Origin of the sequence: Mesorhizobium sp. M8A.F.Ca.ET.202.01.1.1, from assembly GCF_004791595.1 — a bacterium.
GTDB lineage: Bacteria > Pseudomonadota > Alphaproteobacteria > Rhizobiales > Rhizobiaceae > Mesorhizobium.
Genome location: NZ_SRUN01000004.1, coordinates 408541 through 431265, shown reverse-complemented (window position 1 = coordinate 431265; position 22725 = coordinate 408541). Strand labels below are relative to the sequence as shown.

At 61.5% G+C, this 22725-nt stretch carries 15 protein-coding genes and 1 pseudogene; 7 read left to right on the top strand and 9 right to left on the bottom strand.

From position 1 onward, the window contains the following. The first annotated feature begins 26 nt into the window (after positions 1-26). From EN845_RS12625 to EN845_RS12610, 4 genes are all read left to right on the top strand, one after another. Positions 27-1532, top strand: a complete 1506-nt coding sequence (locus EN845_RS12625) for an alpha-N-arabinofuranosidase (protein ID WP_127870095.1) — start codon at positions 27-29, stop codon at positions 1530-1532. A gap of 114 nt (positions 1533-1646) precedes the next feature. Then, entirely contained in the window at positions 1647-2921 is a 1275-nt protein-coding gene (locus EN845_RS12620; RefSeq protein ID WP_127870096.1) for an extracellular solute-binding protein, read from the top strand. A gap of 58 nt (positions 2922-2979) precedes the next feature. After that, positions 2980-3864, top strand: coding sequence for a sugar ABC transporter permease (locus tag EN845_RS12615; RefSeq protein ID WP_127870097.1), 885 nt, complete (start codon positions 2980-2982; stop codon positions 3862-3864). Beyond that, entirely contained in the window at positions 3861-4703 is an 843-nt protein-coding gene (locus tag EN845_RS12610; protein ID WP_127870098.1) for a carbohydrate ABC transporter permease, read from the top strand. Before EN845_RS12615 ends, EN845_RS12610 begins: the two co-directional genes overlap by 4 nt. Before the next feature lie 51 nt (positions 4704-4754). Here the strand turns inward: EN845_RS12610 and EN845_RS12605 are convergent, their stop codons facing one another. The 5 genes from EN845_RS12605 to rocF all read right to left on the bottom strand — a co-directional run bounded on the left by EN845_RS12605 (position 4755) and on the right by rocF (position 13071). Next, positions 4755-5840: an ABC transporter ATP-binding protein gene (locus EN845_RS12605; protein ID WP_127870099.1), complete on the bottom strand. Its 1086-nt coding sequence runs from the start codon at positions 5838-5840 to the stop codon at positions 4755-4757. Between the two features lie 350 nt (positions 5841-6190). Further along, positions 6191-9394: a multidrug efflux RND transporter permease subunit gene (locus EN845_RS12600; protein ID WP_127870100.1), complete on the bottom strand. Its 3204-nt coding sequence runs from the start codon at positions 9392-9394 to the stop codon at positions 6191-6193. Then, the gene (locus EN845_RS12595; protein WP_245511731.1) at positions 9391-10497 is read right to left on the bottom strand and encodes an efflux RND transporter periplasmic adaptor subunit; all 1107 of its coding nucleotides are present in this window, start codon (positions 10495-10497) and stop codon (positions 9391-9393) included. Before EN845_RS12595 ends, EN845_RS12600 begins: the two co-directional genes overlap by 4 nt. A 583-nt stretch (positions 10498-11080) precedes the next feature. Beyond that, entirely contained in the window at positions 11081-12136 is a 1056-nt protein-coding gene (locus tag EN845_RS12590) for an ornithine cyclodeaminase (protein ID WP_127870102.1), read from the bottom strand. Positions 12137-12138: 2 nt separating this feature from the next. Then, a complete protein-coding gene (gene rocF, locus EN845_RS12585; protein WP_127870103.1) occupies positions 12139-13071 on the bottom strand; it encodes an arginase in 933 nt (310 codons plus the stop codon). Positions 13072-13204: 133 nt separating this feature from the next. On the opposite strand from rocF, the gene EN845_RS12580 reads away from it, so the two are divergent. Next, positions 13205-13645, top strand: a complete 441-nt coding sequence (locus tag EN845_RS12580; protein ID WP_095771477.1) for an Lrp/AsnC family transcriptional regulator — start codon at positions 13205-13207, stop codon at positions 13643-13645. Here the strand turns inward: EN845_RS12580 and EN845_RS12575 are convergent. Beyond that, entirely contained in the window at positions 13642-14694 is a 1053-nt protein-coding gene (locus EN845_RS12575) for a RelA/SpoT domain-containing protein (protein WP_167531337.1), read from the bottom strand. The two genes, EN845_RS12580 and EN845_RS12575, sit on opposite strands and share 4 nt — an antisense overlap. A gap of 202 nt (positions 14695-14896) precedes the next feature. Here EN845_RS12575 and EN845_RS12570 point away from each other — a divergent pair, with 202 nt between their 5' ends. After that, positions 14897-15964, top strand: a complete 1068-nt coding sequence (locus tag EN845_RS12570) for a cyclic nucleotide-gated potassium channel (RefSeq protein WP_127870105.1) — start codon at positions 14897-14899, stop codon at positions 15962-15964. A gap of 178 nt (positions 15965-16142) precedes the next feature. On the opposite strand, the pseudogene EN845_RS36085 reads toward EN845_RS12570, so the two are convergent. Next, positions 16143-16423 (bottom strand): annotated as a pseudogene (locus EN845_RS36085) (site-specific integrase); the annotation flags it as partial. Positions 16424-16843: 420 nt separating this feature from the next. On the opposite strand from EN845_RS36085, the gene EN845_RS12560 reads away from it, so the two are divergent. Next, on the top strand, positions 16844-18004 hold the full coding sequence (locus EN845_RS12560) for a porin (RefSeq protein ID WP_127870106.1): 1161 nt from the start codon (positions 16844-16846) through the stop codon (positions 18002-18004). A gap of 625 nt (positions 18005-18629) precedes the next feature. Here EN845_RS12560 and EN845_RS12555 read toward each other — a convergent pair. Beyond that, complete coding sequence (locus EN845_RS12555) at positions 18630-20306, bottom strand: tetratricopeptide repeat-containing sulfotransferase family protein (RefSeq protein ID WP_127870107.1); 1677 nt, start codon at positions 20304-20306, stop codon at positions 18630-18632. Positions 20307-20456: 150 nt separating this feature from the next. Beyond that, positions 20457-22679: a mechanosensitive ion channel family protein gene (locus EN845_RS12550; protein ID WP_127870108.1), complete on the bottom strand. Its 2223-nt coding sequence runs from the start codon at positions 22677-22679 to the stop codon at positions 20457-20459. Positions 22680-22725: the final 46 nt, after the last annotated feature.

The following is a 22725-nucleotide window of genomic DNA, read 5'->3' as shown; positions in this document are numbered from 1 at the left end:
ATTGATAATCCGCAGTGGGAGGGATCATGAAGGCCAGAGTCACGGCGAACGCGGCCTATGCCGTCGCGGATATCGACAAACGTCTTTACGGCTCGTTCCTCGAGCATCTTGGTCGGGCGGTCTATACGGGCATCTACGAGCCCGGACATCCGCAAGCGGACGCAGAGGGGATGCGCAAGGACGTGATCGAGTTGGTGCGTGCGCTCGACACGCCGATCTGCCGTTACCCGGGCGGCAACTTCGTGTCCGCCTACAATTGGGAAGACGGCATAGGCCCAAAGGAGAACCGCCCGCGGCGGCTGGATCTTGCCTGGCGCACGACGGAGCCGAACCTGGTTGGAATCCACGAATTCGCCGACTGGGCCGAAAAGGCCGGCACCGAGATGATGCTTGCGGTCAATCTCGGTTCCCGCGGCCTCGACGAGGCGCGGGCGTTCGTTGAATACGTCAACCACCCGAGCGGCAGCTACTGGTCCGACCTCAGGGCCAAGAACGGACGCGCGCAGCCCTGGAACTGCCGCCTCTGGTGTCTCGGCAATGAAATGGACGGTCCCTGGCAGGTCGGCCACAAGTCGGCGGAAGAATACGGCCATCTGGCCAACGAGACGGCCAAGGCGTTGCGCGGCCTCGACCCAACGGTGGAACTGGTCGTCTGCGGCTCGTCGCATTCCAATATGCCGACCTATCCGCAGTGGGAAGCAACCGTGTTGGAAGCGACCTACGAGCAGGTCGACTACATCTCTCTCCACATGTATTTCGAAAACTACGAGAAGAATACGGCCGAATATCTCGCTCTTCCGGCGAAGCTCGACCGCTACATTGGCACGGTCTCCGGCATCATCGACTACGTGAAGGCCAAGACCCGCTCGAAGCGGGAGGTGAAGATCTCCTTCGACGAGTGGAACGTCTGGTACCATCAGCGCAAGCGGGACGCCGAGCGTATGCGCGGCTGGGACTGGCCGGAAGCGCCCAGGCTTCTGGAAGACATCTACAATTTCGAGGACGTGCTGCAGGTCGGCTGCATCATCAACACCTTCATTCGACGGTCGGATATTGTTCGCATCGCCTGCATTGCGCAGTTGGTGAACGTTATCGCGCCGATCATGACCGATCCCGGCGGCAGCGCCTGGCGGCAGACGATCTACTGGCCTTTTATGCTGGCCTCCAAGCACGGCCGCGGCACCGCGCTGCAGCTCGCGGTCGAGGTGCCTACCTATGACGCGGCCGCTGCCGACAAGGTGCCATGGCTCGACATTGCGGGCGTGCATAATTCGAACGCCGGCACGCTGACCTTCTTCGCAATCAACCGGCATGGGTCCGAGACGATAGAGGCCGACGTCGCCCTAGAGCGGTTCGCCGCCAAGTCCATCGAGCATACGATCATCCGTCATGACGATCTCGAGGCCTGCAACACGAAGGACGCGCCGGACAACGTATCACCGGTCAAAGGCAATGGGGCAGCGCTCAGCGGCAAGGGAATGACGCTGAACTTGCCGCCGCACTCCTACTCGATGGTGCGCGTGACACTTTGAGTTAATATCCGAGTATCAGATATATACCGTAAAATCCGTTGCAGGCGAAGTGGTTTGGTGTAGCATTGAAACGTTCAAGGCGGATCTAACCGCCGTACTCGGGAGGAAGCTGAGATGAACTTTCGCAAGATGATGGCCCTAGCGGTGGTTGCGGCCGGAGGATTTTGGGCCGTCGTGGCCCAGGCCGAAGAAACCGTCGCATGGTGGGATTTCCTCGGCGGCGGTGACGGCGTGCGCATGAAGCAGATGATCTCCGACTTCAACGCCGCCCACGCCGGCAAGATCAAGATCGACGCCACGACGCTGGAGTGGGGCACGCCCTTCTACGCGAAGGTGCAGACCTCGGCCGCGGTCGGTGAGGCGCCTGACGTCATGACCTATCATGCCAGCCGCATCCCCTTGGCGGTGAGCCAGGACATTCTCGAAGAAATCACCGCCGACGATATGAGCAAGATGGGCCTCTCGGCCTCGGACTTCGCCCAGACGACGATGGGCGCCGTGACGGTCGACGGCAAGCAATACGCGGTGCCGCTCGATACCCATCCGATCGTCCTGTACTACAATCGCGTCCTCCTGAAGAAGGCAGGCGTGCTCGGCGACGACGGCCGTCCCGTGGGTATGAGAAACAAGGAGGAATTCACCGCGACACTGCAGAAGTTGAAGGATGCCGGCGTCGAGTTCCCGCTGGGCAGCGTCACCGCCGACGGCAACTTCATGTACCGCACCATTTATTCGCTGGTGTGCCAGCAAGGCGGCGAGCTTCTGACGGGCAACGAGTTCCTCGCCGGCGACAATCCTCAAAAGCTGGCGAAAGCGTTAGCGGTCCTGCAAGGGTGGACGAAGGCCGGGCTGCAGTCGACCTATACGGACTATCCCGCGACCGTCGCCCTGTTCACCTCGGGCAAAGCCGCGATGATGATCAACGGCGTCTGGGAAGTTCCCACGATGACCGACCTCGCCAAGCAAGGCAAGCTGTTCGACTGGGGCGCCGTCGAGATCCCGGTGATCTTCGACAAGCCATGCACCTATGCGGACAGCCATTCATTCGCAATCCCGAAGAACAAGGGCAAGGAAATCAGCCCGGAAAAGCGTGCTGCCGTTCTCGAGGTGATCTCCTGGATGGACAAGCACTCGCTGTTCTGGGCCACGGCAGGGCACATCCCTGCCTACAAGCCAGTCACCGAAACCGCTGAATACAAGGCAATGGAGCCCAATGCGACCTACTCGACGCTGACGGCCAACATGATCTTCGATCCGAAGTCGCCCAAGGCTGGTGTCGCCGGGCCGATCTTCGACATCATGTCAAATTATTTTGTGCCGACCCTCAATGGAGAGATGGACCCCGGCGAGGCGGTGAAATCCATCAAGGAAGAGTTGAACAGCATGTAAGGCTCAAGGCTGGGGCCGCCCCGCCCAGGGCGGCCCCAGCCGTGTTCGAGGAAGAGCCATGCTTCGCAACTCCCGCACTGAACGTCTTGTCGCGCTGGTGCTGGTCGCTCCCTTCCTGGCGATCTATCTGCTGGCGTTCGTCTATCCGACGGTCCAGATGTTCCGCATCTCCTTCACCGATGCGCCGCTGATCGGCGCTGGTCGGTGGGTTGGTCTGAACAACTACCTGCGGCTCGACAACGACCCGATGTTCCGGCGCGCGCTCTGGAACACCGCTTATTTCGTGCTGATGACGGTCGTCCCAGGGACACTCATCGCCCTGTTGATCGCGCTAGGCGTGTCGCGGCTCAAGGGCCGCTTCCAGTCGATCGTGCTGGCGCTGTTCTTCCTGCCCTACATCCTGCCGGTGTCCGTCGTCTATCTGATCTGGGACTGGACGCTGAATTTCCAGTTCGGGATCGCGATGCATGTGCTGGACTGGCTCGGAATCCCGCGCGTGCCGGTCTTCAAGTCGCGCGCCTGGTTCTTGCCGGCTGTGGCCGGGGTGACGATCTGGTGGACCGCGGGCTTCTCGATCCTCCTCTTCCTCGCCGGACTGCGGTCCATACCAGCGGAGATCTACGAAGCCGCGGCGCTCGACAACTCGACGCGATGGACCACGTTCCGGCGCATCACCTGGCCGCTGCTGTGGCCGATCACCTCGCTGGTGTTCACCATCCAGCTCATCCTGCAGCTTAAGATCTTCGACCAAGTCTATCTGTTCTCGATCGGCGGCCGGCCGAACGACAATATGGTGCTCGTCTACTACGTCTTCCAGAAGGCCTTCCAGCAGAACCAGGGAGGCAGGGCGGCGGCCGTCGCCGTGACCCTCTTCGTGCTTGTGGTGGTCGTCTCGGTCCTGCAATTCCAACTGCTCCGGTTCGCCGAAAGGCGGCGCCGATGAACGCCGTGGCTGCGCAACGCTGGAACTTCTGGGGCGGGATCATCACCGCACTGACGCTCGCCTGGGCCATCCTATGGGCGTTCCCGCTCTACTGGGGTGTGATCTCATCGCTCAAACCGGACGACGAGGTCGTGCGGCCCTACATCGAACTCTGGCCCGAGACGCCGACTCTGGAGAACTACGTCAGCGCCCTGACCACCACGCAGATAGGCGCCTGGTACGTCAATTCAGTGGCGGTCGCGGTCGGCGTAACGGTCATCACCATCTTCATCTCGATGCTGTGCGGCTACGCAATCTCGCAGTTGCGGTTCCCGGGGCGGATCGCGCTTTGGTGGCTGATCCTTGCCTCCTTTATGGTGCCGACTTCGGCGCTGATCATCAATCACTTCGTGCTGGTCGCCAACCTCGGCCTGCTCAACAGCTGGGCCGGAATCATGTTGCCGCAGCTTATCCACCCCGTCATCATCATCGTGTACAAGCAGTTTTTCGATCAGGTCCCGAAGGACTTCCGCGAGGCCGCGGTCATGGACAATGCGTCCGAATTCGGGATCCTCTTCAAGATCTACATGCCTATGAACTGGGGGGTAACCACCGCGCTGTCGATCGTCTGCTTCATCTGGACGTGGAACGCGTTCTTGTGGCCGTTCCTCTCGGTGACCCGCACCGAGATGATGACCATCACGGTCGGCATTACGCAGGTCAACGACGCCTTCGGTGTCTACTACGCGCGCCAGCTGTCGGCAGCCGTACTGGCCGGCCTGCCGGTGGCACTGGCCTACCTCTTCTTCCAGCGCCGGGTGACCGAGGCTATAACGCTCTCGGCAGGTATCAAGGGCTAGAGCCCCGGCAGGTGCACCGCAATGCCGGAGGGCACGACCCGCTCGGCGGGTTCAGGCTCCGTCGGCGCGTGCGTGCCAGGCCGATCCGTCCGCGGCGAAGAGATGCAGGGCCGTGGTGTCGAACTTCAGCCGAACGGCGTCGCCCGGTTTGACGCTCGAAAGCCCGCGATCCTGTGCCGTCACCTGCGTCCCATCCGCGAGCCGCGCATAGACGAGCGTTCGCTCGCCAAGGCGCTCGACAACGGTCGCCGTGGCGAATGCTTCATTGCCCTCGGCGACGACAGTCAGCGATTCCGGCCGCACTCCGAGTTCGCGCCAATCCACGTCGATTGGCGCGCCGGGAAGTTCGACGAGCGATCCATCGGTCAAGCGCGCATTGAGCCTGTCGCCCGAGCCCGAAACCGTGACAGGCAGGATGTTCATCGCCGGCGACCCGACGAAGGTCGCGACGAAGCGCGACGCCGGACGTGCATAGACATCGACGGGTCTTCCCATCTGCTCTATCCGGCAATCGTTGAGGATCACAATTCGGTCGGCGAGCGTCATCGCTTCCACCTGGTCGTGGGTGACGTAGATCATCGTCGATTTGAGACGCTGATGCAGTTCGGCAAGCTCGACGCGTGTACGGGCCCGAAGCGCTGCGTCCAGATTGGAGAGTGGCTCGTCGAACAGGAATGCCTTGGGCTCCTTGACGATCGCACGCCCGATGGCCACGCGCTGGCGCTGCCCGCCGGAGAGTTGCGACGGCCGCCGGTGAAGCAGCGCTTCGATCTCCAGGATACGCGCAGCCTCGGCGATCCGCTGGCGTATGACATCCGGCGCGACCCGAATGTTCCTCAGCCCAAAGGCCATGTTCTCCGCGACGGTCATATGTGGGTAAAGCGCATAGTTCTGGAAGACCATGGCAACGTTGCGCCTGCCAGGCGCAAGGTTCTCCGAGCGCACCCCGTCGATCGTCAGCGTCCCCTGGTCAATGCTTTCGAGGCCGGCGATCATCCGGAGCAGCGTCGTCTTGCCGGAACCGGACGGACCGAGAAACACGACCAGCTCTCCTGGCTCAATGTCCAGGCTCACGTCGCGGATCACTTCGACAGCGCCAAAGTGCTTTGATACGCCCGACAGCGCGATTCCCGTCATGCTTGCGATCCTTCTTTCCTACATAATTTCGGATAAATACCCGATGTCAAGGAATGTGGGGCTGCGGCACAATGAGCGGCTCATTCCTGGTCCCCGGAACAGCTGCCAGCTGTCCTGCCAACAGCGGGCGGTTTGAGAGGTTCGCCAGACCATACGAGAGAATACGAAGGAAATGGATTGGCGAACCAGCCGCTAACGTATTGACTTCCTGTAGAAAACGATGACCCGGCGGGCCCACCAAAACGACCGCGTAAGTGGCTGATTTTTGACCGTTTGGTGGGGTCGTGTGCAGCGCATCGCGCCGATTTCCTGGAGGGATAAGCCGCGCTCGACGCGGCGAATTCCTAACCCTACTCGGCGGCCGTCTCCGATGGCACCTCTGCCGGGCCCGAAGGCTCTGCCTCGGCGCGGGGCTTGCGCCGTGAAAACAGCGACCTGAGCGTGACGTAGAACACCGGCGTCAGGAACAGGCCGACGAAGGTGACGCCGAGCATGCCGGAGAACACCGCGGTGCCGAGCGACTGGCGCATTTCCGCGCCCGGGCCCGTTGCGATCATCAGCGGCACGACGCCGAGGATGAACGCGAAGGCGGTCATCAGGATCGGCCGCAACCTGAGCCGGCAGGCTTCGACGGCAGCCTCGGCGGCCGACAGGCCGCGTTCCTGCGCCTGCCGCGCGAATTCGACGATCAGGATCGCGTTCTTGGCGGCAAGCCCGATCAGCACGATGAGGCCGATCTGCACGAGGATGTTGTTGTCCAGCCCTCGGAACGATACGCCGAGCAACGCCGCCAGCACGCCGAGCGGCACCACCAGCACAATGGCGAATGGCAGCACCCAGCTTTCATATTGCGCCGCCAGCGCCAGGAACACGAACAGCACCGACAGTCCGAAGATATAGACAGCGGCATTGCCGGTGTTGCGCTCCTGGTAGGCGAGCTCGGTCCATTCATAGGAGGTACCGGCCGGCAGCGTCGCGGCGGTGATCTTTTCCATCGATGCCAGCGCGTCGCCCGTGGAAACGCCGGGCGCGGCGTTGCCCTGCAGCGGCACCGAGACGTACATGTTGTAGCGCTGGACCAGCGCCGGGCCGGTGACGTCGCGGATCTCGATCAACGTGCCGAGCGGAACCAGCGCGCCACTCGCCGAGCGCACCTTCAGTTTCAAGATGTCGGCGCGATCGAGGCGGAACGCCTGGTCGGCCTGCGCCCGCACCTGGTAGACGCGCCCGAAAGCATTGAAGTCGTTGACGTAGGCGGTCCCCAGATTGATCGACAGCGTCTCGAAGATGTTGGGGATCGGCACGTTCAGGATGCGCGCCTTGTCGCGATCGATCGCCAGGAAGAATTGCGGGCTCGACGCCGAGAAAGTGGTGAACACGCCCGTCAGCCCCGGCGTCTTGTTGGCCTTGCCGGCGATTTCGTAGGCAAGCGCCAGGATCTGCCGCATGTCGGCGCTGTTGCGCTCCTGGATCTGCAGCTTGAAGCCGCCGGCATTGCCGACACCGCGGATCGGCGGCGGCGGCAGTGCGATGATGAAGGCTTCCTTGATGCTTTGCAGGCTGCCGAACAGATTGCCGATGACCTGGGTCGCCGACTGGCCGGCTTTCAATCGCTCGTCAAATGGCTTGAACCTGGCGAAGATCACGCCCGCGTTGCTGGCGTTGGTGAAGGTCGCGCCGGAGAAGCCGGCGAAGGCGACGGCGTAGTCGACGCCCGGCGTTTTCTGGATGATCTGCGACGCCTGCTGGATGACCGCATCGGTCCTCGACAGCGAGGAGCCGTCCGGCAACTGGACGACGACGATCGCATAGCCCTGGTCGAGCGACGGAATGAAACCGCGCGGCACCGTCTGCACCATGTAGACCGTGGCGTAGATGAGAGCCGCGAAAACAGCCAGCATGGCGGCGATCGCTATCCACGATCCGACCAGCACGCGGATGATGCTCGAATACCAATGGGCGACCCTGTCGAAGCCGCGGTTGAAGCCGTCGGCGAGCGCCCGTCCGAACCGCGCCAGGAAAAAGCGCGGCGGCGCCGCTGCGGTGTGGTGCGGCTTGAACAGCAGTGCGGCCAGCGCCGGCGAAAGCGTCAGCGAATTGAATGCCGAGATCGCCGTCGACACCGCGATGGTGATCGCAAACTGCAGGTAGAACTGCCCGGAAATGCCGGGGATGAAGGCTGTCGGTACGAACACGGCTATCAGCACCAGCGAGATCGCGATGATGGCCGTTCCGACTTCGTTCATGGTCAGGTGCGACGCCGGATTGGGCGCCAGCCCACCGGCGATGTTGCGCTCGACGTTCTCGACCACGACGATCGCATCGTCGACGACGATGCCGATCGCCAGAACGAGGCCGAACAGCGTCAGCATGTTGAGCGAGAAGCCGGCGGCGTAAAGCACCGCCAGCGTGCCGATCAGCGACACGGGGATCGCCACGATCGGCACGATCGCCATGCGCCACGATTGCAGGAAGACGATGATGACGATGATGACCAGCAGCATCGCCTCGAGGATCGTCTTGTAGACCTCCTGGATCGACTCGGCGACGAACTCGGTCGGGTTGTAGACGATGTCGTAGCTCAACCCCTTCGGGAAGTCGCGGGAAAGCTCCTTCATCTTGTCCTGGATCTCCGCGGCTGCGGCGAGCGCATTGGTGCCCGGCCGCTGGAAGATGGCGAGCGCCACCGCCGGTTTGCCGTTGAGATAGGAGTTGGTGACGTAGTCCTTGGCGCCGAGCTCGATGCGCGCCACGTCCTGCAGCGAGATCAGGCGGCCGTCGTCGGTCGATTTGACGATCACGTATCGGAAGTCGCGTGCATCGTTGAAGCGGCCTTGCGTGGTGACCGTGTACTGGAACGCCGTGCCGGTGTTGGTCGGCGGCGCGCCGATCGAGCCACCCGACACCTGGACGTTCTGGTCGCGCAGCGCCTGCACTACATCGCCCGAGGTCATCCCCAGGGCGGACAGTTTTTCCGGATCGAGCCAGATGCGCAGCGAATATTCGCGTTCGCCGAAGATGATGAGGTCGCCGACGCCATCCAGTCTGAGCAGTATGTCGCGCACCCGCGAGCGGGCGTAGTTCGAGACGTAGAGCTGGTCGTAGGTATTGTCGGGCGACAGCATGTGCACGACCATCATCAGGTCGGGCGAACTCTTGGTGGTGGTGATGCCGAGGCGGCGGACTTCTTCGGGCAGACGCGGCTCGGCGACCGACACGCGATTCTGCACCAGCACCTGCGCCTTGTCGAGATCGGTGCCCAGCTTGAAGGTGATGGTCAGCGCCATCGCCCCGTCGCCCGACGAATAGGACGACATGTAGAGCATACCCTCGACGCCGTTGATCTCCTGCTCGATCGGCGTTGCCACGGTCGCAGCGACCGTCTCGGCGTCGGCGCCCGGATACTGCGCGCGTACGACGATGGTCGGCGGCGCGATCTCGGGATACTGCGCGACCGGCAGCTGGGTATAGGCAATTCCGCCGAGGATCAGCAGGACGATCGAAACGACCGACGCGAAGATTGGGCGGTCGACGAAGAAATGTGCGAACCTCATTGCTGCAACCCGGCGGTCTCGGCCTTGGGCGGCAACGTCACCATCTCGACCTTCACCTTGGTGCCGGGCCTGGCGTGCATCAGCCCGTTGACGATGATCGTCTCGCCGCCGGTCAGGCCCGAGCGGATCACCCGGTAGCCGTCGAGAAGCGGGCCGGTGCGCACAGGCTTCGCAGACACCATCCCGGCCTCATCCACCAGGAGCACGATGCGGCGATCCTGATCGGCGCCGATCGCCTCGTCGGGCACCAGCACGCCGCCATGCGGCAGCGACCCCGGCACATTGATGCGCCCGAACATGCCTGGCTGGAGAATGCCGTCGGCGTTGGGAAACGTCGCACGCACCCGCATAGTGCCGGTCGCATTGTCGATCCGGTTCTCGGCAAAATCGAGCTTGCCTTTGAATACCGCCTCCGCGCGGTCGGCGACACGAACCTCCACATCGAGCCCGCCGGCGCCTTCCTGCATGGTGCCGCCACGCGCCTTCGCGTCGCGGGCGTAGCTGAAATACAGGCGCTCATCGACGTCGAAATAGAAGTCGATCGGATCGCGCGTAACGATGGTGGTCAGCAAGGTGGAATCCGGCTGCACGAGGTTGCCGACCGACACCAGCCGGCGGTCGATGCGGCCGGACAAGGGCGCCTTGATCTCGGTGAATTCCATGTTCAGGCTGGCCGTCGTCAGCGCCGCCGTCGCGCCCTGCATCTGCGCCTGCGCCGAAAGGTATTCCCGCCGGCGGTCGTCGACCGTCGCGGTTGAGATATTGCCGGTCTTGGCAAGTTCGTCGGCGCGATCGAGCTGCATCTTGGAGAATTCGAGCAGTGACTTGGCGACGTCCACTTGCGATTTGGCGGCATCATAGGCCGCCTGGTACGGACGCTGGTCGATGGTGAAGAGCAGGTCGCCCTTGTTGACCAGTGCGCCGTCCTGGAAGCTGACCTTGTCCAGATAGCCGCTGACGCGCGAACGGATGGCGACCTGGTCGACGGCTTCGAAGCGCCCGACGAACTCGTCGTCTTCGACGATTTCACGGACCACCGGCTTGGCCGCCGTCACCAGGGGTAGCTGCTGCTCCTGCGCAAACGCAGTACCGCTGAAAGCCATGCCGAGCAGTAATGCCGCCGACAGGGCGGCGCGGGCAAGCCAGCCGGCCGATCGACGGGGTCGCCCGCCCGCGTCGCGATGCAATTGCCCGTTCCCTGGGGTGTCCATCTGCGTCCTCGCTCGCTAGACCCGGGGGGGTCGGTTGATCCGCTTCTACGCTCAGGCTTTCGTCGAGATCAGAGCACTGCAGTATTGTGCACGGCAACATGATCATTTTCCATGTGGGCTGAAATGTCCAGCCTGTGGCTGCCGCGCCACCGGGCTAAAACCAGTCGCGTTTCAATGGATTCAGGATTCCTTGATGGACGGCTTATGATTCATATTGGTCGAAGGAGACCGTATGGGCATTTCCATGCCGGCGGGACTGGCGTGTTTGCCGAAGTTACCTCGGTGGCCCGGCTTGTGGCCAACCTCTCGGCCACGCGAGATGGGTGACCAAAAGCGTTATGTTGTTCCCCGCATTGGGAATGCTAGATTTGCCAGGACGCGGCAGCTTTGCGCCTCATTCGGTCGTCGACGTCGGCTTTACGTCCGCCCGAAAGCAGGCATCCAGAAAACCACGGGCTCGTTTTGGTCGAGGTCCTCACGCTGCCGTTTGCACGGCCGCCCTCAGCAGCATTCCGAAGAGGTCGCGTGGCTCGTCGGGATCGGCGAGCAGGTCGAGCTCCTCATAGAGGCCGGTCGCTCGCAGTTGGTCGCGCACATAGCGCAGGGCCGAAAAATCCTCGATGGCGAAGCCGACTGAATCGAACAGCGTGATCTGCTTGGCTTCGCGGCGGCCTTGGGTCTTGGCGGCGATCACTTGCCAGAGCTCGGTCACCGGGTGGTCGGGATCCAGCTGCTGGATTTCGCCCTCGATGCGTGTCTGCGGCGGAAACTCGACGAAAATGTCGGAACGCAGCAAGATGTCCCTGTGCAGTTCGGTCTTGCCCGGGCAGTCGCCACCGACGGCGTTGATGTGGACGCCGGCGCCGACCATGTTGTCGGTGAGAATGGTGGCGTTCTGCTTGTCGGCGGTAACGGTCGTGATGATCCCGGCGCCTTCAACCGCTTCCTGCCCTGTTTCGCAGATCGTGATGTCGAATCCCATGCCAGCCAGGTTCTTCGCGCATTTCAGCGACGCGGATCTGTCGATGTCGTAGAGCCGGAGCCGATCGATACCGGTCAGCGCCTTGAACGCGATCGCCTGGAACTCCGACTGTGCGCCATTGCCGATAATGGCCATGGTGCGAGCACCGCTGGGCGCCAGATACTTGGCCGCAACCGCGGATGTCGCGGCGGTGCGCAGCGCGGTCAGGATGGTCATTTCGGTGAGCAGCATCGGGTAGCCGCTGCCGACATCGGCGAGCACGCCGAAGGCGGTGACCGTCTGCAGGCCCTGGCGCATGTTCTTGGGATGGCCGTTGACGTATTTGAAGCCATAGAGGCGCCCATCGCTTGTCGGCATCAGCTCGATGACCCCGTCATGGCTGTGCGAGGCGATGCGAGGCGTCTTGTCGAAAAGATCCCAGCGACGAAAGTCTTCCTCGATGTAGCTGGCGAGCTCGGTCAGGAAGCGCTCGACGCCGATTGCGATCACCAGCTTCATCATGCGATCGACGCTGACGAAGGGGACGATGTTCAGTTTTGCCGCGGTCATGGTCAAAAGCTCCCTGAATGGCTGCGAGTCGGGCGGTCCATGATGCGGCGGCCCATCAGGCTCGCCGTCAGGTCGACCATCAGTGTCGCGGTTCGGCCACGATCGTCCAGAAAGGGGTTCAACTCGACCAGGTCCAGGCTGGAGACGAGCCCGCTGTCGGAAAGCATCTCCATCACCAGATGCGCCTCGCGAAACGTCGCGCCGCCGGGAACCGTGGTGCCGACCGCCGGCGCGATAGAGGGGTCGAGGAAGTCGACGTCGAGACTGACATGCAGCAGCCCGTCCTCATCAGACACGCGCGCCAGGAAGGCGCGCAGCAGCGGCGCGATGCCATGCTCGTCGATGGCGCGCATGTCGTGCACGATCACGCCCGCCTGGTTGAGCGCGCTGCGCTCGGCAGGGTCGACACTGCGCAGGCCCATGGTGCAGATACGCCTGGGATCGACCGCCGCCGGCAGATCGGGAAAATAGCCGCTGAAACCCGCCTGGCCGCTGGCGTAGGCGAGAGGAACACCGTGCAGATTGCCGCTGGCGGTGGTGTCGAGCGTATGAAAATCGGGATGCGCGTCGAGCCACAGGACGAATAGGGGGCGACCGGCCTCCGAGGCACGGCGGGCGAGGCCCGACACGGTCCCGGCGGAGATCGAATGGTCGCCACCGAGAAAGATCGGCATGGCGTCGTCGCTTGCTGCGTAGGCCGCGGCGGCAATGGCGGATGTCCAGGCCGATATTTCGGGCAGGGCCTTCAGCGCCAGGTTGCCATGCACGACGCGCCTTACCGGAATTGGCTGGACGGCGCCCATATCCTCCACTGCATGGCCGAGGCCGGACAGCATCTCAGCAAGCCCGGCGGTCCTCAGCGCGCTCGGCCCCATTTCGCATCCCATTCGGCCGGCACCGTCCTGCACGGGCGCCCCGACGATTCTGCAACGCATTGTTTCTCCCGCGCTCCAAGTTCTGATGGCCGCGAGGGAACCATGCCGAGCCGGCGATACGAACAGGTAAAATTGGCAATCCGAAAAGCGTAGTTTATCATAATGGCAGCGAAACTGAGCAAAATGGTACCCCATGGATGCACTGGACGAACGGCTCGTGACCTTGCTGCGGCATGACGCCCGGCGCAGCGTATCGGATCTCGCCGTCGATCTCGGCGTCTCGCGCGCCACGGTTCGGGCACGCATGGAGCGGCTGGAACGGTCGGGCGACATTATTGGCTACACGGTGGTGTTGCGCGCCGACGCGGTCGATCAGCGCATCCGCGGCATCATGCTCATCGAGATCGAGGGCCATGCCGCCGACCGCGTGGTCCGGGCACTGGGCGGCTTCCCGGAAGTCTCGACCATCCATACCACCAATGGTCGCTGGGATCTGGTGGTAGAGCTCGGGACGGCATCCCTGACGGATTTCGATGCGGTGCTGCGGCGTATCCGGTTGATTCCCGGCATAACGGGCAGCGAAACGAGCCTGCTCCTGGCCACCCCGCGCACGACGCGGGCACGATTGACCTAGACTGTATTCGACGCCGCCTTTCCCGTGCAGATGGATTTCAGATTACGGACAAACAGGGAAACGTTCCCAAAGTAATTCGGATACATTTCAACAAGTTTTTCGACCTTGTCTACCTCGACCAAGACCGCTTTTGTATCACTGTCCCTTAGCTCGATTTTCTTCTCTATATCTTCCAATTTCCGCGCGCCGGACATAAGAGTTCGGAATGGCTCGACGGTCACATTATGATCATTGCTGTATTGAATAAAGTAGTATCTGGATTTTCCAGTCGACTGTGCGAAGTTCTTCGAGGAGAGAGTAATATTCTTTATGTCTTCCAATATGCTTGTCGCCCCTATACGTCTGTCGATATCGCGCAATTCTCGCACTCGGTCATTGTGATCCGGAGCACCGATATGAACGGGGCACTGCTCAATGTGCGCGAATTCCGCCGACATAAGCTGGAAAAGGCGTAGCCAATCTTGTTCGCCCTTTCCGTGCTTCAAATCCTGGCGCCGGAATAGCCCGACAGCCTCAACCGCGGTTGCCCATGAGTGCTGAAGTGTGGTCCGAACTTGCAGTTCGATGCGTCGACCCTCGAAAGCCTCGGTGTCGGCAGCTCTGGGTCGGTACTGGAAAACAATGTGGTGACTTCGATAGCCGTCCGGCTTCGGCTCATCGATATAGTTGAATTCCCGAGGGTGTATCTCATGGGGGAAGTTGTCTCGCATCGATGCGAGAAGCGAGCGGACACTTTTGATGTCGGGCATGATCGCTCGGCAACCGCCGATGTCGTTCATGGTGTCCAAATTGGTGGTGGACTCTCGAAGCTTCCGACGAATCGATGCCATGCGTTTCGGACGCGATGCCATGTCGCCCTTCAGTCGCAGGGCTCTCATGTGGTGACCGACAGAGAACTGGACGCTCCGCATCGGCAGAAAGTGCGAGGCGCGCCAGCTGTTGGCGATCGAGAAGATTTCGAGTGCGTCCACGTACTGGCCGGCAGTGATGTCTGGTCCGAAAAGCATGGGTTTTGCCAGCCGCTCGCCTGCCTTGCGAACGGCATTCATGCTGTATTCAAGGCGCGGGTACTGAGTCATTGGACCATAAAGTCAAGGTAGGGCGCCTCATTCTGGACTGGCGAGACGACCGCAAGCGAATCGGATCTCATGGACCGTATCTTTGAGTACGCGAAAGACGAAAGTAAGCACCTTTGCGCTTGCCTTGAAGGCATCCTATTCTGGAGGAATAGCATCCGCTCGTGGGCATAGAATGTCGGTACTGCCTTTCCTGAGAATTTACGCGCCGCTCAACGCGGTGCTGGCCGCGCCTGGGCTGCTGGCGGTGGCTGCGCTCACGATGCCGAACATGTCGGGACGAAGCAGGCTGGCTCTGACTGCCGTGCTTGCGGTCATTTGGGGCGCCTATCTTCTGCAGATGGCCGAGACGCTGCTCAAGCGCTGGGCGGGAGACCTTCTGGACAGGACGCCGGCAATCGCCATCGATATGCTCGCGGTTTTGGTTCCGCTCGCTGCATTTCTGCTCGACGGCACGCCCGACCGCAGCCTCTACTGTGCTGTCTGGCTGCTGAAGCCGCTGCGCGACTCGACATTCTTCCCGGTACTGGGCAGGGTGCTGGCCAACGAAGCGCGCAACCTGATCGGCGTCACCACGCTCTTCGGCGTCGTTCTGTTCGGTGTCGCGCTCGCCGCCTATGTCATCGAGCGCGACATCCAACCGGAAAAGTTCGGCAGCATCCCCCAGGCAATGTGGTGGGCGGTGGTCACTCTGTCCACCACCGGTTATGGCGACGCCATTCCGCAAAGTTTCGCCGGCCGCGTCCTTGCCGGGGCGGTCATGATGTGTGGCATCGGCGTCTTCGCGCTCTGGGCCGGCATTCTTGCCTCCGGCTTCTATCAAGAAATCCGTCGCGAGGATTTCGTCCGCAATTGGCAATTGGTCGCCGGCGTGCCGTTGTTTCAGAAGCTCGGCCCGGCCGCGCTGGTCGAGATCGTGCGCGCGTTGAGACCTCGCAACTTGCCGGCGGGCGCCGTGATCTGCCGCAGGGGCGAGACCGGGGATCGGATGTTCTTCGTTGTGGAGGGGCGTGTCAGCGTCGCGACGCCACACCCGGTGGAGCTTGGCCCTGGCGCCTTCTTCGGCGAGATGGCGCTGATGAGCGGCGAACCGCGCATGGCGACCGTCAGCGCCGCAACGGCGGTCTCACTCCTGTCGCTGCACGCGGCGGATTTCCAGATGCTGTGCAGCAGCAGCCCGGAAATCGCGGAAATCATCCGCAAGACCGCGCGCGAGCGGCACGGCGCGGCACCGATGGCTTGATCGTGCCGCTATTCGTCAGGGGGAGGACGCGATGGCAAGGCTGCCCCTGTCGACAATGGCTGACTGGAACTATGTGGGCGGCTCTATCGGCCACGCGCGGAGGTTCTGGACGGAACGTGGAAGTTGCCAGAGGCGCAGCCGCCGAGCGCTCGGGGGGGCGTCATTCAGACGGCGGACGGCCGAGGCACATCCGCACGCGCCTGATGTCGATGCCGCCCTGGACAAGATGTGAAGCACAGGTGGTGGCGCAGGATGTGGGCACGACCTGATCATCGGCGCCGAGGCCGACTTCCGCCTTGGCATCGTTCCAGGTGGCTCGGAACCATGCCTGGCTAAGCCTGGTGGCGGTTCGTTGGGCTGGCGCCTTTCGGTCGGAGGCAGCTTGATGACTTCCTTCCGCCCGGTCATCGGAATGGTGCGGCTGCGGCCGGATTTGCTGGTCCGGAAACTGAGGCGATGTCGAGGAGGCATCCGATGTCAACCAGCAAGAAATGTGAACGCGCCGAACATGGGCCTTTTCCCGGATGCGGCGGATCCGCGGCAGTTTCCTGGCAGTTGACGCCAAGCCTTGCCATGATTCCGTCAGCCGATCGCCGGATTCGGCCGGGAATAAGCGGTTGCGGTGGACCCGATGGTTAACGAGAGCTTTCTGAGTGAGGCCAAATCGTGTCATTTGTGCAACAACGCTGGGGGATAGCAGCCGAACAGCCCTTTCGCCGGTACGATCGTTGTTGAACGCCGCCGGCTCATGGGTAATGTCGAATTCGAAGGAGCGGCGCGGTGCGCATCTTTTTCGGTAGTGGGGATGGGGCAGGGAACGCTGTCCTTCAGCAAAGAATACCCAGACCCGTTTTTTAACTTTTGACTGGAGGTCAGAAAATGAACATCAAGAGCCTGCTTCTCGGCTCCGCTGCGGCCCTGATCGCAGTTTCCGGTGCGCGCGCCGCCGACGCCGTCGTCGTCGCCGAGCCGGAACCCGCTGAATACGTCAAGATCTGCGACGTCTACGGCGCTGGCTACTTCTACATCCCCGGCACCGAAACCTGCCTGCGCATCGGCGGCTATGTCCGTTACGACATCGGCGTGGGCGACGTCGGCTCGTTCGACGGCGCGAAGTCGAACGATCACGAGGACGGCGAACAGCAGGGCACCTATTACAAACATGCCCGCTTCACGCTGAAGACCTGGACCGGCCAGGAAACCGAGCTCGGCACCTTGAAGACCTACACCGAGACCCGCTTCAACTTCGGCAACAACAACGGCTACGGCCGCTATGGCACCGATGGCACTACGCTCGGCAATCCTGCTGGCAACGGCAGCGTTTCGCTGAACTTCGCCTGGATCCAGCTCGGTGGCCTGCGCGTCGGTAAGGACGAATCGGCCTTCAATACGTTCATCGGCTACGCTGGCAGCGTCATCAACGATACGCTGGTCCCCTACGGTGACTTCGACACCAACGTCGTGCAGTACTACTTCGATGCCGGCAACGGCTTCTCGGCGGTGGTCTCGCTCGAAGAAGGCTCCGGCGTTGTCGGCACCATCGACAGCTACGTTCCGCACGTCGTCGGCGGCTTGAAGTGGACGCAGGGTTGGGGCGCCATCTCCGGCGTCGTGGCTTACGACAGCAACTACGAAGAAGTCGCTGGCAAGGTCCGCTTGGACGTCAATGTCTCCGATGCGCTGTCGCTGTTCATCATGGCCGGCTACGGCACCGACGACAATCTCAGCGATCCGACCTGGCAAATCCCGGCTGGTGGCCGCGGCTTCTACAAGCAGTGGGGCGGCAACTGGGCAGTATGGGGCGGCGGCACCTACAAGTTCAACGAGAAGACCTCGTTCAACCTCCAGGCGTCGGGTGACGACGAAAAGAACTATAGCGTCGCGGCAAACGTCGCTTACGACATCGTTCCCGGCTTTACGGTCACGGCCGAAGTCGATTGGTCCCACTGGGGCGAAGAAGGCGTCAACTGGACCGACAGGTCCGTCTTCGCGAAGAAGGATGCGGTCGGCGGTATGCTCCGCTTCCAGCGCTCGTTCTGATAGATTTCACTTCGGTGAAATTGAAAACCCGGCGGGCAACCGCCGGGTTTTTGTTTTGCCGGCTGTGCTGAATGCGCGCAGTGCTGTCTTCGGCACGATTACAAAGAATCAGCGCGCATGCGGAGCCGATTCCGACAGGCCGCAGGCATGTCGTCAGCCAAGATTACACGATTTGCAGAGGCTCACAGCTTCGCCATCCAGGGGCGGAGCAACGAGCGAAGCCACGCACCGAACACCCCAGGGTCCATGCCGCGACTTCTGCAGGATTCTGCTCAGTTGCACCTTTCGGTGGGAGTTAATGCATGTCGCCCGGAAGTGTCCTCGGTTCCGGGATAACGGCATGCATAAAATCAGAAGCTTACAGCACGTCGGTGAATCCTATTCGCGGCGACGTGCTGTATGGCAAGGGATCCTCGGGTCTTTGCTCCCCTTCGTCTCGCTAGGCCCAAGGACGAATTGAAGCCGGTTCTCCACGACTGCGTGGCGGCAGGCTCGCTCGCAGTTCGCCTCGCCTCTCCACTTGGCTCGGAGCCGGCACGCGGTGTCTTAGCGAAAGGAACAAATATGATGATACGGCGCGAGCCGACCACATGGTTCCGGGGACATCGGCCCTGGAGACTAGCGTTCAAACCTCGGCAAGATCGCCCAAGGCGTCGATCAACGGCTGAATCTCGCTTTCGTAATTCTTCCAGCGCTTGACGGACGACTTGTAGATCGGCTGGCGAACCTGCCAGCGGCTGTAGGTATTTACCGAGCCATCCCTGTCAAAAAAGCGCAGGCAGGCATCGTCCCACGGCAATCCGAGATAATCTATGAGCCGGCGCGACTGCTCCTCCTGATTTTCGATCAACGTCTCGTAGCGATTTTCGAAAATACGACCCGGGAAAACCTTGTCCCAATGCCGCATCAGGCGATCATACTCCCTGTAGTAAAGCCCCAGTGTCTCAAGATCGGCGCTATAGCCGTGGGCCTCATTGAATTGCAAAACGAAACAGGAGACGCAATTGTCAATGGCATCGCGGCGGCAATGAATGATGCGCGCGTTGGGGAAGAGAATTCCGATCAAGCCGATCAATTCGAAATTGTGAGGCATCTTGTCGACTATACGAAGGGCATCTGGAGCCCGCTCACGCAGATAAGCAAGGTGCTCCTCGGCCAAAGCCCCAGCAAGATCGCCAGTAATTGTCGCTAGCGACTCGCTGATGTTCGCGTCGAATCGGTTTCCTATACCGATACCACTGGCGATTCGTCTAAGCTTGCTGAGCTCGCCCGCACCATGAACATCGGGATGGCTGGCACAGATCTGCTCCGTCAGCGTCGTGCCCGAGCGAGGCATGCCCACGATGAATACAGGCACCTCTGAGGGATTGCCATAGACGGCCCTAGACGCCACCAGCTCGGGCGTGAAGGTTTCGATCGTGGCATCGACCCAGCGACGGTAGCTTTCCAGATCGAATTTATGACCGGCGGCTTGATTTCCCTTCTTGAAATGATCAATCGCCTCCTTGTAGCGGCGCGTGTCATTGAGCACCTTCCCGGCCGCGTGATGAAGCGCTGCCATTCCCCTCGACCCGTGGTCCGGGTCTCGAAGCTCTGCCAGGATTGCCGCGAGTTCCGGCGGCTCTTCCGTGTATTTGTGCGTGTGCACAAGTGCATTGTATGCAGCCGGCACCGAAATGCGCTGTTCTATGGCCGACTTCAGATGAATTCGGGCTTCGCCCATACGACCGAGGCTCGCGAGTGCCTCGGGCAGCCCCAACCGGGCCAAAGGATGATCTGGACTTATCTTGAGCGCCTTCTCAAAGAGCGGCAACGCCATTTCCCCCTTGTCAAACGCTTTGTGGGCATTGCCCAAGGCGCAAAGCGCTTCGACCAGATCCGGCTTCAGGTCGAGGGCGTGCTGGATGTGCCTGATTGCCGGCGTAAATTCGCTGACCTTCAAATAGGTCTCGCCGAGGCTAAGATGGTAGTAGGGATTCCGCGGATCCTCTGCCACCGCCCGAGCGAAATACCGCAGTGACTTTTCGTTATCGAAACCGAGCCCGAGCGTTCCCAGGATATACAGGGCCAGCGGATGGTTTGACGTGCGAGCCAGGACCCTGTGGCACAGTTCCTCGGCTTCGGACAGACGTTCGGCCTGCTGCAACTCGAGCGCCTGCCGTAAAAGCAGGTCGTCGGCGTGGCTGCGGTGGGCGCCTGCGTTGGACTGCGCTTTGAGTGGCGCAGCCTTCGGCGATGCCGCCTTCGGCGAGGGTTGGATCTTGAGGTGCTTTGCCCATGCGGGCGGCAATCGGTTGCTCATCCTGTCTGGCTAGCAAAAGGGGGCTGGAGAATCCAGCCTCAACAGCCGCGTTATGCGCAGAGCGCCGGCGTGGCCCACGGATTTGCCCAGTGTTCCGAACTCGACCCTGATAGGTTTCCGTTCCAGTCGGCCCGGTGATGGCGCTCTTTCCTATTCCGTTGCGCCAGCTTTTTTTCTGCGACGAATAGTGTGCGATTGCGCGGCGGCCATTTTTAACGCGGGTGTGATCTCCAACGGCACATTCTGTGCCTCATGTGGTGTCTGTAGCCCCTCGACGTGAACGGTCGGGAATGGGAGTTCGATGCCCTGCTCCTTGAAGACCTGGCGCAGCCGCACATAGAATTTGCGTTTCATACCGAAGGCGCCTCCCGGTCTGGTCATGGCCTTGACTCTCAATACGATGCCGTACTCGCCGAACTCCTGCACGCCTTGCATCTTGATCGGGTCGAGCACCCAGTTTTTGAACTCGGGATCTTCCGCCAGTTCGAGGCCGATCCGCTTGATCAGCTTGCGAGCGAAGTCGATATCGGTGTCATAGCCAACGGTGATGTTGAATTTGTCGATAACCCAGTCACGGCTCTGGTTCTGGACTGCCCCGAGTTCACCGAAAGGTATCGTGAACAGCGGACCGCGATGGTGGCGCAGCTTCACCGAGCGCAGCGAAAAGCTTTCCACGGTACCCTTGTAATTGCCCGAAGAAATATATTCGCCGACACGAAACGCATCATCGAGCAGAAAAAACACGCCCGAAATGATGTCCTTGACGACGGTCTGCGCCCCAAAGCCCACCGCGACCCCGACGACGCCAGCGCCGGCGATCAGCGGGCCGATCTGGATACCCAGCGAGGAGAGCATCATCAGCACGGCCATCACGATGATCGATGCGAGCAGAATGTTCTGAAGGATCGGCAACAGCGTGTGCAGCCGCGCCTGCTGCGGATCGAGGATCGGGCCCTCCTCCTCGCTGATCACAGGGTGCGGTACTTCGATGCCCAGCTTTCGTTCGATCAAAGCCTTGATGATCGACCAGCCGAAATCGGCTGCAAGCGCAATGACCACGACATTGATCAAGCCGCGCAATATGAACATCGTCGTCGTATCGCTGCCCTGCATGGATTGCATGTCCAGGCCCCAGACACGCGCGAGAAGGTAAGCCGCCGCCAGGATGAAAATCATCCTGATACCGCGATCGATGACAGCGATCGTCACCGCCGGGATCGTCGGCCGGCCGGCCTCTTCCGAACCCGGCCGCAGCACGAAATTAACCCCGCGCTGCGTCAGCACGATTGCCAAAGGCAGGAAGAATGCGGCCAAGGTAAACCAGAAGATTATGTTAAAGCCGGCAATGCGCTCCAGGAACAGAACGACGAAATAAGCAGTCAATAGCCATGTCGCTCCCGTGTGACCGCTTTGGGGCGCCCCGTCTCGCTTCCTTGGCCGGCGCCAAACGGCAAACAGAAAGAGCAACAGCAGGACGAAATCGGCGCCCAGCGACAGGACCATCATTCCGTCCGGATCGATGCCGAGACCCGGCAAGAGGTGGAACGCGGCGCCGAAGAAGGCGAAGACGCCGACGATCCGGGGTAGCCAATAGGACCAATGGTCAGCCGCTTCGTTGGGGACCGGCAAAGCACGAACCTCGACGGCGCTCTCGACCTTCATGAAGGAAGGGACGAGCGTGGCCATGACGTACATGCGCACACCCCATGTAACGACCGCCGCTATCAGGAATGTCAGTACAATCTCGCGGATGAGCATCGGCCAGTCGAACAACATGAATGCGCCGGCGCTGCCCAGTGCGAACGAGACGATCAGCAGGCTGGAATAAAGCAGGCGGCCACCAATCTTCTTGGCTCGCCCCATGGGCGTATTCTTCGGTTGCGCGATAATCCAAAGGCGGAATGGGCGGGTCAACTTGTACGTTGCCCAAGTGAGCGCCAGGCCGGCTGCGATGAACAGCGCAATCAGCAGAAATACGCCTGCAGGCCTCTTGCCGGACATATCCTCCATGGTCTTTGCGCGAACGTGCGCGAACTGGCCCGGCAGCAAGGGCAAAGTCTGTACGATTCTTTCGATATGATGCTTGATCCGATCGAGCGTCGAGGATGCCATCGTATTCATCTGGCCTGGTGCGGCCACGGCGTCGGACGATGCGTCGGCCGGCGAAGCTCCAGCCTTGGCAGGCGCTTCGGTTGACCCGGCATCCTGATTTCGCTGCTCGGCCACCCAAGCCTTCACGGACGGATCGTCGAGAAGCTCGAACAGCTGCTTGACCCTTTCAGGCGGCACGGTCGCCGGCGCCTGCGCCTCTGCCTGACCAGCCAGCAAGAGGGCGATGCCAAAGACGAGCGGCCTGGCAATCAGGACGAACATCGCAGTCAAATCTCCGAGACGTCGCGCCGCGCGTGCCAGATACCAG

Coding starts and splice junctions, on each gene's coding strand:
- EN845_RS12610 (WP_127870098.1), top strand. CDS start 3,861: ATGAACGCCGTGGCTGCGCAACGCTGGAACTTCTGGGGCGGGATCATC.
- EN845_RS12555 (WP_127870107.1), bottom strand. CDS start 20,306: ATGAGCAACCGATTGCCGCCCGCATGGGCAAAGCACCTCAAGATCCAA.
- EN845_RS12620 (WP_127870096.1), top strand. CDS start 1,647: ATGAACTTTCGCAAGATGATGGCCCTAGCGGTGGTTGCGGCCGGAGGA.
- EN845_RS12575 (WP_167531337.1), bottom strand. CDS start 14,694: ATGAATGCCGTTCGCAAGGCAGGCGAGCGGCTGGCAAAACCCATGCTT.
- EN845_RS12605 (WP_127870099.1), bottom strand. CDS start 5,840: ATGACGGGAATCGCGCTGTCGGGCGTATCAAAGCACTTTGGCGCTGTC.
- EN845_RS12590 (WP_127870102.1), bottom strand. CDS start 12,136: ATGACCGCGGCAAAACTGAACATCGTCCCCTTCGTCAGCGTCGATCGC.
- EN845_RS12625 (WP_127870095.1), top strand. CDS start 27: ATGAAGGCCAGAGTCACGGCGAACGCGGCCTATGCCGTCGCGGATATC.
- EN845_RS12615 (WP_127870097.1), top strand. CDS start 2,980: ATGCTTCGCAACTCCCGCACTGAACGTCTTGTCGCGCTGGTGCTGGTC.
- EN845_RS12560 (WP_127870106.1), top strand. CDS start 16,844: ATGAACATCAAGAGCCTGCTTCTCGGCTCCGCTGCGGCCCTGATCGCA.
- EN845_RS12595 (WP_245511731.1), bottom strand. CDS start 10,497: ATGGCTTTCAGCGGTACTGCGTTTGCGCAGGAGCAGCAGCTACCCCTG.
- EN845_RS12570 (WP_127870105.1), top strand. CDS start 14,897: ATGTCGGTACTGCCTTTCCTGAGAATTTACGCGCCGCTCAACGCGGTG.
- EN845_RS12600 (WP_127870100.1), bottom strand. CDS start 9,394: ATGAGGTTCGCACATTTCTTCGTCGACCGCCCAATCTTCGCGTCGGTC.
- rocF (WP_127870103.1), bottom strand. CDS start 13,071: ATGCGTTGCAGAATCGTCGGGGCGCCCGTGCAGGACGGTGCCGGCCGA.
- EN845_RS12580 (WP_095771477.1), top strand. CDS start 13,205: ATGGATGCACTGGACGAACGGCTCGTGACCTTGCTGCGGCATGACGCC.
- EN845_RS12550 (WP_127870108.1), bottom strand. CDS start 22,679: ATGTTCGTCCTGATTGCCAGGCCGCTCGTCTTTGGCATCGCCCTCTTG.